Annotated in this window: 13 protein-coding genes; 6 read left to right on the top strand and 7 right to left on the bottom strand. The window is 73.7% G+C overall.

What is annotated here, in order from left to right:
• Positions 1-56 precede the first annotated feature (56 nt).
• Entirely contained in the window at positions 57-851 is a 795-nt protein-coding gene (locus tag K353_RS09725; RefSeq protein WP_146616432.1) for a hypothetical protein, read from the top strand.
• Positions 852-942: 91 nt separating this feature from the next.
• Here the strand turns inward: K353_RS09725 and K353_RS09720 are convergent, their stop codons facing one another.
• Together K353_RS09720 and K353_RS09715 are read right to left on the bottom strand one after the other, a co-directional pair.
• On the bottom strand, positions 943-1,986 hold the full coding sequence (locus K353_RS09720; RefSeq protein ID WP_111553169.1) for an aspartate-semialdehyde dehydrogenase: 1,044 nt from the start codon (positions 1,984-1,986) through the stop codon (positions 943-945).
• Between the two features lie 169 nt (positions 1,987-2,155).
• Entirely contained in the window at positions 2,156-2,983 is an 828-nt protein-coding gene (locus tag K353_RS09715; RefSeq protein ID WP_111553168.1) for a dihydrodipicolinate synthase family protein, read from the bottom strand.
• Positions 2,984-3,055: 72 nt separating this feature from the next.
• On the opposite strand from K353_RS09715, the gene K353_RS09710 reads away from it, so the two are divergent.
• The 3 genes from K353_RS09710 (at position 3,056) to K353_RS09700 (ending at position 5,050) form a co-directional block, all read left to right on the top strand.
• On the top strand, positions 3,056-3,940 hold the full coding sequence (locus K353_RS09710; protein ID WP_111553167.1) for a LysR family transcriptional regulator: 885 nt from the start codon (positions 3,056-3,058) through the stop codon (positions 3,938-3,940).
• 37 nt (positions 3,941-3,977) lie between these two features.
• Positions 3,978-4,427 (top strand): type II toxin-antitoxin system PemK/MazF family toxin, encoded by a 450-nt coding sequence (locus K353_RS09705; RefSeq protein ID WP_111553166.1) that lies wholly within the window; start codon positions 3,978-3,980, stop codon positions 4,425-4,427.
• Positions 4,428-4,516: 89 nt separating this feature from the next.
• Positions 4,517-5,050, top strand: a complete 534-nt coding sequence (locus tag K353_RS09700; RefSeq protein WP_111553165.1) for an RDD family protein — start codon at positions 4,517-4,519, stop codon at positions 5,048-5,050.
• A gap of 66 nt (positions 5,051-5,116) precedes the next feature.
• Here K353_RS09700 and dnaE read toward each other — a convergent pair whose 3' ends face one another.
• Positions 5,117-8,650, bottom strand: coding sequence for a DNA polymerase III subunit alpha (gene dnaE, locus K353_RS09695; protein WP_111553164.1), 3,534 nt, complete (start codon positions 8,648-8,650; stop codon positions 5,117-5,119).
• A 153-nt stretch (positions 8,651-8,803) separates the two neighbouring features.
• Here dnaE and K353_RS36830 point away from each other — a divergent pair, with 153 nt between their 5' ends.
• Positions 8,804-9,499: a hypothetical protein gene (locus K353_RS36830; protein ID WP_111553163.1), complete on the top strand. Its 696-nt coding sequence runs from the start codon at positions 8,804-8,806 to the stop codon at positions 9,497-9,499.
• 31 nt (positions 9,500-9,530) lie between these two features.
• Here K353_RS36830 and K353_RS09685 read toward each other — a convergent pair whose 3' ends face one another.
• From K353_RS09685 to K353_RS09670, 4 genes are all read right to left on the bottom strand, one after another.
• Positions 9,531-10,127, bottom strand: coding sequence for a dienelactone hydrolase family protein (locus tag K353_RS09685; RefSeq protein ID WP_111553162.1), 597 nt, complete (start codon positions 10,125-10,127; stop codon positions 9,531-9,533).
• Between the two features lie 122 nt (positions 10,128-10,249).
• Positions 10,250-10,657 carry a PPC domain-containing protein gene (locus K353_RS09680; RefSeq protein ID WP_111553161.1) on the bottom strand — a complete coding sequence of 136 codons (408 nt, stop codon included), beginning with the start codon at positions 10,655-10,657 and terminating at the stop codon, positions 10,250-10,252.
• Between the two features lie 33 nt (positions 10,658-10,690).
• A complete protein-coding gene (locus K353_RS09675; RefSeq protein WP_111553160.1) occupies positions 10,691-11,074 on the bottom strand; it encodes a DUF4180 domain-containing protein in 384 nt (127 codons plus the stop codon).
• Positions 11,071-11,484, bottom strand: coding sequence for a helix-turn-helix domain-containing protein (locus tag K353_RS09670; RefSeq protein WP_111553159.1), 414 nt, complete (start codon positions 11,482-11,484; stop codon positions 11,071-11,073). The genes K353_RS09675 and K353_RS09670 overlap by 4 nt, the downstream gene beginning before the upstream one ends.
• 373 nt (positions 11,485-11,857) lie before the next feature.
• Here K353_RS09670 and K353_RS09665 point away from each other — a divergent pair, with 373 nt between their 5' ends.
• Complete coding sequence (locus K353_RS09665) at positions 11,858-12,856, top strand: serine protein kinase RIO (RefSeq protein ID WP_199528048.1); 999 nt, start codon at positions 11,858-11,860, stop codon at positions 12,854-12,856.
• The last annotated feature ends 83 nt before the right edge of the window (positions 12,857-12,939 follow it).

Here is a 12,939-nt window from a genome sequence, read left to right as displayed (position 1 = left end):
CCGCCCGCCGAACCGCGCCGCGCCCGCCGCGCGCCGACCCTGGATACTGGGACACCGTGCGGAAGAGTGCGGTGGTGCTGTGCGCGGTGGCGGCGATCGGGGCGGTGGCGATCGTCCTGGTCCCGGCGACCTCGCCGGAGACCTCCCGCGGGGACACCGGGCTGGTGTCGGTGGTGGTCAACCACGGCCGCACGGTCGAGCTGGGCCCGGCCGAGACCCGCACCGTCGCGGTGGAGGTGACGGCGAGCGACCGCTCGGGCATCCGCGCGGTGGACCCGATCGGCCTGTGGGGGCCCAACTACGGGGCGTTGAAGGTCGGCCCGATGTCCTGCGTCCCGCTGGACGCGGCCGGGACCACGGCGCGGTGCAGCGGTGAGGCGGTGATCGCGGCCGGTTCGCGGGCGCTCTTCGACGACCAGGCCGGGACCTGGTTCGTCGACCTGCGGATCCGGGCCGCCGACGGCGACCGGTACGTGTCGAAGAACGCCGCCGGTTTCTCGCTCAAGCGCACCGCCGGGTTCGACCTGGCGTCGGTGGTCCCGGCCCGGGCGGCGGTGGGCGGGGCGGTCACCGTCCGGGGGCGCCTGCGGCGCGCGGACTGGGACCGCGACGCCGAGGTGCCCCAGCAGGGCACCACCGCCTACCTGCAGTTCCGGCCGGCCGGCAGCAGCACCTGGAGCACCCTGGCCAGCACCGGCACGGACGCCGACGGGCTGCTGTCGCTGAACGTGCCGGTGCGCGGCCCGGGCGCGTTCCAGTGGTACGCGCCGGGCGACAAGTGGACGGGGGGCGCCCTGTCGGAGGTGCTGCCGCTGCGGGTCGACGCGCCGGAGTCGCACCCGGGCCGGTGAGCCCGGCCGCGGACCCGGGGGCGGCGGCCCGCGGACGCGACGGGCCCCCGGGCGGGTGCCCGGGGGCCCGTCGGGGCGGGTGGCGCCGGGGTCAGCCGCGCAGCTCGGCGGCGACCAGCTCGGCGATCTGCACGGCGTTGAGCGCCGCGCCCTTGCGCAGGTTGTCGTTGGACAGGAACAGCGACAGGCCGTGCTCCACCGTCTCGTCGGCCCGGATCCGGCCGACGTAGCTCGGGTCCTGGCCGGCGGCCTGGAGCGGGGTGGGGATGTCGGTCAGCGCGACGCCGGGGGCGCCGGCCAGCAGCTCGACGGCGCGCTCGGGGGCGAGCGGGCGGGCGAAGCGGGCGTTGACCTGGAGCGAGTGGCCGGTGAAGACCGGGACGCGCACGCAGGTGCCGGAGACCTTGAGCCCGGGGATGCCGAGGATCTTGCGGCTCTCGTGGCGGAGCTTCTGCTCCTCGTCGGTCTCGTTGCTGCCGTCGTCGACGATCGACCCGGCGAGCGGGACGACGTTGAAGGCGATCGGGCGCCGGTAGACGCCGGGCTCGGGGTACTCGACGGCGGCGCCGTCGTGGACCAGCGCGGTGGCGTCGTCGACCACCTTGCGGGCCTGCTCGTGCAGCTCGGAGACGCCGGCCAGGCCGGAGCCGGAGACCGCCTGGTAGGTGGAGACCACCAGGGCGACCAGCTCGGACTCCTCGTGCAGCGGGCGCAGCACCGGCATCGCGGCCATGGTGGTGCAGTTGGGGTTGGCGATGATGCCCTTGGGCCGCTCGGTGATCGCCTCGGGGTTGACCTCGGCGACGACCAGCGGGACCTCGGGGTCGCGGCGCCAGGCGGAGGAGTTGTCGATGACGACGGCTCCGGCGGCGGCGACCTTCGGGGCCAGCGCCTTGGAGGTGGCGCCGCCCGCCGAGAAGATCACGATGTCCAGGCCGCTGTAGTCGGCCGTGGCGGCGTCCTCGACGGTGATCTCGGTGCCCTTCCAGGGCAGGGGGCGTCCCGCCGAGCGGGCCGAGGCGAACAGCCGCAGCCGCTCGACCGGGCCCAGCGCGCCCGAGTCGGCCCGCTCCGCCAGGATCTCGCGGACCACGCCGCCGACCTGACCGGTGGCACCTACGATGCCGATCCTCATCCGTCTCTCCTCCTGCTACCGGTTGGGCCGGTTGTCCCGGCCCATCATGCCTTGTCAGAGCGGGTTCCGGCGGGGGCGTCCCAAAGCGTGAACGCTTCCCGTCCGAGGCGGAAATCCCTCCTGCGCGGGCGCCCGTCCGCCGGAAATCCTGCGCGTGGTCGCGCGGTTCTCAGGTGTGCGCGAGCAGCGGCAGCCGCACCGCGGGCGTCGGGATGCGTCCGGCGCGGTGCAGCAGCGCCTTGAGCGCGGTCGGGTTCGGCCCGGTGAAGGCCGACCGGGAGACCTCGGCGAGTTCGGCGCCGAGGGTGCGGGCGCGGGCCGCGTCGCCGTCCGCCCAGGCCCGGTGCAGGGCGGCGAACCGGGCGGTCTCCAGGTGCGCGGAGGCCAGGACGCCGCCGTCGGCGCCGAGGGCCAGCAGCGGGGAGAGGAGCAGGTCGTCGCCGGCCAGCACGCCGCGCGGGGCGGCGGCCAGCAGCGCGATCGTCTGCTCGTCGATGCCGCCGGCCGCGTACTTGACCCCGGCCACGCCGGGCAGCGCGAGCAGGTCCAGCAGGGCGGCGGCGCCCAGCGGCTGACCGGTGCGGTACGGGATGTGGTAGACCACCAGCGGCAGCGGGCTGGTCGCGGCGAGGGCCCGGAAGTGGGCCAGGACGCCGGCCTCGCCGGGCCGGACGAAGGCGGGGACGGCGACCAGCGCGGCGTCGGCCCGGCCGTCCAGGGCGGCCAGTGCCTCGGCGGTGCGGGCGGTGCCGCCGTGGCCGGCGCCGACGGTGAGCGGCGCGCCGTGCGCGTCGCAGGCCCGGCGGCAGACCTCGATCACCGCGTCCTGCTCGGCGGTGGTCAGCGAGCCGGGTTCGCCGGTGGTGCCGAGGGCGACCAGGCCGGCGGCGCCGTCCGCGAGCAGGTCGCGGGCGAGCCGTTCCAGGGCGTCGAGGGCGACGGCGCCGTCGGCGGTGAAGGGCGTGACCAGCGGGACGTGGATGCCGTGCAGTTCCATGCGGGGAAGCCTGCCGGGCGGCGACCGTGCGGGTCCAGTTCACATTTCCGATGCCTCTCGTAAGCTGGCCCGATGCTCGAGGTGCGAAGGCTGCGGTTGCTGCGCGAACTGGCCCGGCTGGGGACGATCGCGGCGGTCGCCGAGGCGCTGGCGTTCAGTCCTTCGGCGGTGTCCCAGCAGCTGTCGGTGCTGGAGCGGGAGGCGGGGGTGCCGCTGCTGGAGCGGACCGGGCGGCGGGTGGCGCTGACCCCGGCGGGGCGGAACCTGGTGCGGCACACCGAGGCGGTGCTGGAGCTGCTGGAGCGGGCGGACGCCGAGCTGGCGCACGCCCGCAGCGGGCCGGCCGGGCCGCTGCGGATCGGCGCCTACCCGTCCGCGGTGCGCGCCCTGGTGCCGGCGGCGCTGGCCGAGCTGGCGGCCCGGCACCCGGAGCTGGAGCCGATGGTGAGCGAGGTGGACCCGGCGGCGGTGGCCGGGGCGCTGCGGGCGGGCGAGCTGGACGTGGCGCTGGTGCACGAGTACGACCTGGTGCCGGGCGAGCCGGAGGAGGGGATCGCGCTGACCGGCCCGGTGTTCGCCGAGCCGCTGTACCTGGCGGCCCGCTCCGGCGGCGCCCTGGCCGAGCACCGGGACAGCCCGTGGATCACCGCCCCGGCCGGGACGCTGTGCCACGCGATGGTGCAGCGGGTCTGCCAGGCGGCCGGGTTCGCGCCGCGGGTGCGCCACCTGGTGGACGACTTCGCGGCCCAGCTGGCCCTGGTGGCGGTGGGTCAGGGGGTGGCGCTGGTGCCGCAGTTGGGCGTGGACCGGTGCCCGCCGGGGGTGGCGCTGACCCGGCTGCCGCTGTACCGGCGCACCCGGACCGCGTTCCGGGCCGGCGCCGCCGCGCACCCGGCGGTGGCGGCCTTCGCGGCGGCCCTGCACGCGGCGGTCCCGGCCGGGCTGCGCTCCTCCTGACGTTCCGGGGCGCGGGGGCGGTCGGTAGCCTTCCGCCATGCATCAGTTGAACGAGCAGCAGGAGCAGCCGGGCCGGTTCGGGCCGGACGCCACGGTGGAGGTCCGGGCCGAGGGCGTGGGCCCGGTCCGCACCGAGTACGCGCCGGACCACGACGGCGACCCGGACCCGGGCGAGATCGTCTGGACGTGGGTGCCGTACGAGGAGAACGACGGGCGGGGCAAGGACCGGCCGGTGCTGGTGGTGGCCCGGGAGGCGGGCGGTTCGCTGCTGACGGTGATGCTCTCCAGCAAGGGCCACGACGACGACCGGGACTGGGTGCCGCTGGGCCCCGGCCCGTGGGACCGCAGCGGGCGGGACTCCTGGGTGGCGCTGGACCGGGTGTTCCGGGTGCGCGACGGCGGGATGCGGCGCGAGGCGTGCGCCCTGGACCGGGCCCGGTTCCAGCGGGTGGTGGACTCGCTGCGGCTCCGTTACCGCTGGCACTGAGTAACGATTATCCGATCATTCTTCCCAGCTCTCCCCGGTACCGGTACAACGTCTCCAGGATTCCCACCAGTTGAGCTGGAGTCGTACGCATGAGCAGCAACACCCCTCCCGGCTACGAGCCCTCGAAGGACCCCTACGGCCAGTACGCGCAAGGCGGGCAGTCGGGCTGGCTCGGCCCGACCCCGCCGCCCGGCGTCCAGCCCGCCCCGGGCAGCCGGGTGCTGGCCGCCCCGCTGGACCGCTTCCTGGCCCGCCTGGTCGACGTGGCGGTCCTGATCGTCCCGCTGATCATCGTGAACCTGATCTCGCCCGGCGTGCTCCTCTACTACGTGCTGGCGGCGGCGGTGGTGGTCGGCTACGAGGGCGCCATGCTGACGACCCAGCACGGCCAGACCGTCGGCAAGAAGGTCCTCAAGCTCCGGGTGGTCGACGCGGCCGGCGGCGGCCGCCCGGCCGACGGCCAGTTCTGGACCCGGGCCGCCATCTACGGCGGCCCGAACCTGGTCCCGGTCGTCGGCGGCCTGTTCTCGCTGGTCAACTGCCTGTCCCTGCTGTGGGACAAGCCGCTCCAGCAGTGCTTCCACGACAAGGGCGCCAGGACCGTGGTGGTCAAGGAGCACTGACCGCCCCTCGGCGGACGGGCCCCGGCGGAGTCGCACTCCGCCGGGGCCCGTCCGTGCGCACCGCCGTCAGCTGGCCAGGCAGCTCGGCCCGAGCAGCTGCTTGAGGTCGCCGAACAGCGCCGGGTCGGACTTCACCCGGTGCCGGTCGAGGCGCAGCACCACCGTCCTGCTCCGGCCGCGCAGGTGGACGTGCACCTCGGTGCTGCCCCGGTGGCTGCCCAGCACCTCGCCGAGCCGGGAGACGATCGGCGGGGTCAGCTTGTTCTCCGGCACGGTGATCACGATCGGCAGCTGCGCCCCGACGTTGCTCAGGTCGGGCACCGCCAGCTCCATGCCCATCAGCCGCGGCACGTCCTCCCGCTTGTCGAGCTTGCCGCGGACGAACACCACGGCGTCCTCGACCAGTTGCGAGGAGACCAGCTGGTAGCTGGCCGGGAAGAACATGCAGTCGATCGAGCCGGCCAGGTCCTCGACGGTGGCGATCGCCCAGGCGTTGCCCTGCTTGGTCATCTTGCGCTGGAGGCCCGAGATGATGCCGCCGATGGTGACGATCGTCCCGTCGGGGCGCTCGGCCAGGTCGGCGACCGCGCAGTCGGCCTTGTCGGCCAGCACGTGCTCGATGCCGTTCAGCGGGTGCGAGGAGACGTACAGGCCGAGCATCTCGCGCTCCTGGGTGAGCAGGAACGACTTGTCCCACTCCTCCTCGGAGAACACCACGTCCAGCCCGAAGGACGGCTCGTCCGAGACGCTGTCGCCGCCGAACAGGTCGAACTGGCCCTCGGCCTCCTTGCGCTTGATCCCGACCACGTTGTCGATCATCGGCTCGAACTGGGCGGTCAGGCCCTTGCGGGTGTGCCCGAGCGAGTCGAACGACCCGGCCTTGATCAGCGATTCGACGGTGCGCTTGTTGCACACCACCGACTCGACCTTCTCCAGGAAGTCCGGGAACGAGGCGTACTTCCCCTTGGCCTTGCGGGTGCGGATCATCGACTCCACCACCGGCCCGCCGACGTTGCGGATCGCGGTCAGGCCGAACCGGACGGTCTCGCTGCCGTGCGGGGTGAAGTCGGCGTCGGACTCGTTGACGTCCGGCGGCAGCACCTGGATGCCCATCTTGCGGCACTCGTTGAGGTAGACCGCCGACTTGTCCTTGTCGTCCTTGACCGAGGTCAGCAGCGCCGACATGTACTCGGCCGGGTAGTTGGCCTTCAGGTACGCCGTCCAGTACGAGACCAGCCCGTAGCCGGCGGTGTGCGCCTTGTTGAAGGCGTAGCCGGAGAACGGCACCAGCACGTCCCAGACCGCCTGGATCGCCGCGTCCGAGTAGCCGTGCTCCCGGCAGCCCCTCTGGAACGGGACGAACTCGGCCTCCAGGATCTCCTTCTTCTTCTTGCCCATCGCGCGGCGCAGCAGGTCGGCCTGGCCGAGCGAGTAGCCGGCCAGGATCTGCGCGGCCTTCTGCACCTGCTCCTGGTAGACGATCAGGCCGTAGGTGGGCTCCAGGATCTCCTTGAGCGGCTCCTCCAGCTCCGGGTGGATCGGGGTGATCTCCTGCTGGCCGTTCTTGCGCAGCGCGTAGTTGGTGTGCGAGTTGACGCCCATCGGGCCCGGCCGGTAGAGCGCCAGGACGGCGGAGATGTCCTCGAAGTTGTCGGGCTTCATCAGGCGCAGCAGCGAGCGCATCGGGCCGCCGTCGAGCTGGAAGACGCCGAGCGTGTCGCCGCGGGCGAGCAGTTCGTAGGCGGGCTTGTCGTCCAGCGGGAGCTGGAGCAGCTCGATCGTGACGCCCTTGTTCTTCTCGATCGCCTTGACGGCGTCGTCCATGATCGTCAGGTTGCGCAGTCCGAGGAAGTCCATCTTGAGAAGGCCGAGGCCCTCGCAGGTGGGGTAGTCGAACTGGGTGATGGTGACGCCGTCGGTGTGCCGGGTCCAGACCGGGATGTGGTCGGTCAGCGGCTCGGCGGACATGATCACGCCGGCCGCGTGCACGCCGGGCTGGCGGATCAGGCCCTCGATGCCGCGGGCGGTGTCGATCACCTTGCGGACGTCGGGGTCGTTCTCGTACAGGCTGCGGATCTCGCCCGCCTCGCCGTAGCGGGGGTGCGAGGAGTCGGTGATGCCGGACAGCGGGATGCCCTTGCCCATCACGTCCGGCGGCATCGCCTTGGTGATCCGGTCGCCCATCGCGTACGGGTAGCCCAGGACCCGGGAGGAGTCCTTGATGGCGGCCTTCGCCTTGATGGTGCCGTACGTGACGATCATGGCGACCTTGTCGGCGCCCCACTTCTCGGTCACGTAGCGGATCACGTCGCCGCGCCGGCGCTCGTCGAAGTCGATGTCGACGTCGGGCATCGAGATGCGCTCGGGGTTGAGGAAGCGCTCGAAGATCAGGCCGTGCGGGATCGGGTCGAGGTCGGTGATGCCCATCGCGTAGGCGACCAGCGAGCCGGCCGCGGAGCCTCGGCCGGGGCCGACCGCGATGCCCTGGCTCTTGGCCCACATGATGAAGTCGGCGACCACGAGGAAGTACGCCGGGAACCCCATCTGGATGATGGTGTCCATCTCGTACTCGGCGAGCTTCTTGTGCTCCTCGTCGTAGCCGCCCGGGAAGCGCCAGTCCATGCCCTCCCAGACCTTGGACTTGAAGAAGTCCGCCTCGGACTCGAAGCCCTCCGGGATCGGGAAGCGCGGCATCAGGTTCTTGAACTCGAACATGCCGGCGGTGTCGACCCGCTGGGCGACCAGCAGCTGGCTGTTGCGGCAGCCCTCCTGCCAGGCGTCCGAGGAGTCCAGGGCGTACATCTCGGCGGCCGACTTGATGTAGTAGCCGGTGCCGTCGAACCGGAAGCGGTCCGGGTCGGAGAGGTTCTTGCCGGTCTGCACGCACAGCAGCAGGTCGTGGGCGCCCGCGTCGCCCTCGGTGGTGTAGTGCGAGTCGTTGGTGACCACCGGCGGGATGTTCAGCTTCCGGCTGATCTCGACCAGGCCGTCGCGGACCCGCTTCTCGATGTCCAGGCCGTGGTCCATCAGCTCCAGGAAGTAGTTTTCCCTGCCGAAGATGTCCTGGTACTCGGCCGCCGAGCGGACCGCCTCGTCGAACTGGCCCAGCCGGAGCCGGGTCTGCACCTCGCCGGAGGGGCAGCCGGTGGTGGCCATCAGGCCCGCCGCGTGCTCGGCGATGATCTCCTTGTCCATCCGGGGCCACTTCACCAGCCAGCCCTCCGCGTAGGAGCGCGAGGTCAGCTTGAAGAGGTTGTGCAGGCCCTCCTTGTTCCGGGCCCAGATGGTCTTGTGGGTGTACGCGCCGGACGCCGAGACGTCGTCCTTCTTCTGGTGCGGCTGGCCCCACAGGACGCGCTTGGTGTTGGACCGGGAGTCCGGGGCGACGTACGCCTCGATGCCGATCACCGGGGTGATGCCGGCCGCGGTGGCCTGCTTGTGGAACTCGGCGGCGCCGTACATGTTGCCGTGGTCGGTCATCGCGACGTGGGTCTGCCCGAGCCGTTCGACCTCCTTGAACAACTGCTTCAGCCGGGCGGCGCCGTCCAGCATCGAGTACTCGGTGTGGACGTGCAGGTGCGCGTACGGCTGGTCGCTCAAGGCGGGGCCTCCGGGGTCCTGGGAGAGGGCTGAAACACGTGCGGCCCGAGCCACCACCAGGGCTCGGACCACGGCTTCCGGGATCGCGCCCCCGAGTCTAATCCCCTCCGCTACCCTCCGATCCACCACACGCGCATCGGGAGGGAACCCGTCATGGCCTACGCCCCACCACCCCAGGTCCCGCCCCGGCCGGGCGGGGGCGGGCTGCCCGGGATCGGCGTGCTGATGCTGCTCCAGGTCCTCGTCCAGGGCGCCGTGCTGGGCTCCTGCCTGGTCCGCGGCGGCCTCTCCTACCTGCCCGACGCGCTCGGCCTCTCGTACGCGCACCCGGTGCCCGGGCCGGTGGGCTTCGCCGGGGCGGACATCGCCTCGCTGCTGGCGACGGCGGTGCTGATGTGCGGCGCGTTCGCCGGCGGGCGCTGGGTGCGCGGCGCGGCCGTGCTGCTCGGCGCGGTGAACGGGTACGCGGCGCTGTCCCAGCTGGTGAACCTGTTCGGCGGGGACCGGCTGTCGCGCGAGTTCGCCTACCGGCCGGTCGGGAACCTGCTGCTGACCTGCACCCTGGTGGTGACCGTGCTGGTCGCGGCGGCCACCGCGGTCGTCGTCGCCGCCACCCGCGCCCCCGCCGTCCCGGCCGCCCCGCCCGCGCTGTTCCCGCCGCCCGGCCCGCCCGGCTACCGGCCGCCGCCCTACGGCCCCGGGCCGGTGCCCGGGCCCGCGCCCGTACCCGGCCCGTGGGGCGCCCCGCCGCCCGCGCCCCCGGCCGCCCCGCCGCTCCGGCCGCCCGCCGACGGCCACGGCGCCGCGTACGCCTACCCCCCGCCGCCGCCCGTCCCGCCGGTGTCCTGACCGGGGGCCGGGCCGGGTCGGCCGCCCGGCCTCAGCCCTCGCCGTCCTCGCCGTCCAGCTCGGCCAGGAACGCCAGGGCGGCCGCCCAGGTCCGCTCGGCCGCCTCGGCGTCGTGGTCGGGCAGCCCGGCGTCGGTGTACAGGTGCCCGGCCCCCCGGTAGCGGTGCACCTCGACGTCGGCCCCGGCCCGGGTCATCAGCAGGTACCAGGTGTTCAGCCAGTCCTCGGACTCGAACGCGTCCGGCTCGGCGACGTGCAGCTGCACCGGGATGCTGGTGGCGGCGTCCTCCCGCAGGTCGGAGGTGCCGTGCAGGAGCAGCAGCCCGCGGGCCTGCTCGTCGGCCAGCGCCAGGTTCTGCGCCAGCGACCCGCCGAGCGAGAACCCGGCGTACACCAGCCCGCCCGCCACCGGCAGCAGCGGGGCCACCGCCCCCACCGCCCGCCGCAGCAGCTCGTCGTTGCCCACCTCGTCCCGGTACGCCATGCCCTCCTCCAGCTCCTCGAAGACCCGCCCCTCGTACAGGTCGGGGGTGTGCACGGTGTGCCCGGCGGCGCGCAGCCGCCCGGCGGCCTCGGTGACGGCGGGGCGCAGGCCGTACGCGGAGTGGAACAGGACGATCTCGGCCACGGGTCGGGCTCCTCGGTGCTGCGGGTGGTGCGCTGGTGCGGACCCTCCATGATCGCCCATCCCGGGGCGCGCGGGGGCCCGGCCCACCGGGGGGCGGGCCGGGCCGTTCGGCGCGGGGGCGGTCAGTACGAGGTGCTGACGGAGACCCCGCCGAAGGACTGCTGCCCGTAGAGGCTGACGTAGTGGTAGCCGGCATGCGGGTTGCTGACGGTGAGGGTCTCGGCGTTGCCGCCGCCGGTGGACCTGGCGGTGGAGGAGCCGGTGGTGGCCCAGTCGCTGCCGCTGTAGTAGAGGTCGGCGTTGCCGGTGCCGCCGGCGGCGGTGATGGTCAGGCCGGTGGTGCCGGCCGGGACGTACAGGTAGAAGTAGGCGTAGTTGCCTGCGGTGGCGGCGACGCCGGAGCGGCCGCAGCCCCGGTCGAGCTGCCGGGTGTCGGGGCCGGTGCACTCGGGGGCGGTGGGGGCGCCGCGGCCGGGGGTCGGAGGCCGTCGAGGTGCCCCGACGGCCAGGTGACATGTACAATTGCGCATGTCACCTGTCACCGGAAGACCCCGTCTGCACGTTCAACCGCCCCGGACGGCCCCCCGGTCCGCCAGCCGCCCGGCCAGCTCCGGCAGGTCCCCGACGAACCACAGCTGCCGACCGCGGTTGCTCTCCCGGACGAAGTCGCGCAGCGCGTCCGACTCCGCCACCCGCGCCGCGACGTCCCCCACCACCGCCAGGCCCGTCCGGTACTGCGCGAACTTCTGCACCACCGCCCCCGCGACCCCGCTGCGCAGCCGGAAGAACTCCGCCCCCAGCCGCTCCACCGGCAGCGCCACCCAGGACGCCTCCCGGTGGTACGCGTCACCCAGCAGGTCCAGCGCCGCGCGCTCCCCCGCCACCGCCTCCCCCTCGGCCGCGACCACCAGCACCCGCGCCCCGCCCAGTTCCCGAACGTCCGTCACCGCACCTCTCCCGTCAGGTCGTCGACCAGCGCCAGCACGTCCGCCACCCGCCGCGGCGGCCCCATCACCACGAAGCGCAGCGCGCTCCGCTCCTCCTCCCGCACCGCCTGCACCCACAGCGGCCGCGGCCCGCCGGACCACGCGTTCGCCGCCGCCAGCACCCCCGTCACCAGCCGGTCGGCGTCCCGCGCGCCCACCCCCTCCACCTGCACCACCGCCGAGACGTCCACCCGGGCCGGTTTCAGCGCCACCCCGCCCCCGGTGAACGCCTCCACCTCCGCGCGGGCGATCCGGTACTGCTTCCCGATCCGCACCGCCTTGAGCTTCCCGTCGCGCACGTACCCCCGCACGGTCTTCACGTGCAGCCCGAGCAGCTCGGCCACGTCCTCGACCGAATAGAAATTGTTCATTCCCCATCCTTCCCTATCCCTCCTCACGTTACAGCCAGATAGGGAATTTTCCCGCCCACCGCGCCGAGCGTCCAGGAAACCCCTCTCCCCCGGGGGCGCGGGGAACCGCACGCCCGGCCACGCACTCCGCCGGCGCCCGCCCGCCCCGCCGGAAAACCCCTTGCGTCGCGCCCGGCTCTCGCTAGGGTGGTCACCGTCCCGCCGCGCCGCCGTGCGCTCGCGGGCCCGACGAGAGGGGGTGCAGACCGATGGTTGCCGCCGTGACGCGGCGCGCCTTCGTGTGCGCGCCATCCGCCTCCCCCCGTCTTCGTCCCACCGGCTGACCGCGCGGCACTCCGCGCCCCGGTGGGCCACCCCACCAGGAGCCACCGCAGTGCGCGAGCGCTTTGCCGACAGCGATTCCTTCTCCCGCATCCGCCCCAAGGGCGCTTCCCGTCGCGGCCGCCGGGCCGACCGCTTCGACGACTCCCCGCCCGAGTACGACTACTTCGCCTCCTCCCCGGCCGCCGACGACGAGCACGACACCGCCGACGGGGCGTCCACCGACGCCGGGCGGGAGTCCTCCGCCCCCGTCGCCGACGGCCCGGCCGTCGGCGACCGCTGGTCCACCTGGGACCAGTCCACCCCGACCGAGAAGGGCCCCGAGCCGCGCCCCGACTGGGTCGTCACCGAACTCGCGGCCGTCGACACCGAGTTGGGCATCGTGAAGACCGGCAAGGAGGCCGACGTGTTCCTGCTGGAGCGCGCCGTCCCCGGCACCGGCCGCCGCACCCTGATGGCCGCCAAGCGGTACCGGGACGCCCAGCACCGGATGTTCCACCGCGACTCCGGCTACCTGGAGGGCCGCCAGCACAAGGAGACCCGGGTCAGCCGGGCGATGGCCAAGCGCACCGCCTTCGGCAAGGAGGCGATCGCCGGCCAGTGGGCGGCGGCCGAGTTCGGCGCGCTGTGCCGCCTCTGGTCGGCCGGCGTCGCCGTGCCCTACCCGGTGCAGATCACCGGCACCGAGATCCTGATGGAGTTCGTCGGCGACGAGGACGGCACGGCCGCGCCCCGGCTGGCCCAACTGCGCGCCGAGGAGGCCGACATCGAGGACCTCTGGGGCCAACTGGGCCGCAGCCTCGCGCTGCTGGCCTACGACGGCTACGCCCACGGAGACCTCTCGGCCTACAACATCCTGGTGCACCGCGGCCGCCTGGTGATCATCGACGTCCCGCAGATCGTCGACGTGGTGGCCAACCCGCGCGGCCTCTCCTTCCTGGAGCGGGACGTACGGAACGTCGGCGCCTGGTTCGTCTCCCGCGGCCTCCCGCCCGCGAGCGTCGAGTCCCTGGTCGACTCCCTGGCCGCCGACGCCCGCCTGCGCCGCTGACCGCTCCCCCGCGGCCTGACCCCGCCTCACCTCGCCCCGCCCGACCGGCAGTTGCTCCGCACCCCAGGTGTAGAGTCGCCGCG

This window comes from Kitasatospora sp. SolWspMP-SS2h, from assembly GCF_003259315.1.
Taxonomy (GTDB): domain Bacteria; phylum Actinomycetota; class Actinomycetes; order Streptomycetales; family Streptomycetaceae; genus Kitasatospora; species Kitasatospora fiedleri.
Note: the sequence above shows the minus strand (reverse complement) of the source record. Positions and strands in the feature narration are given on the sequence as shown.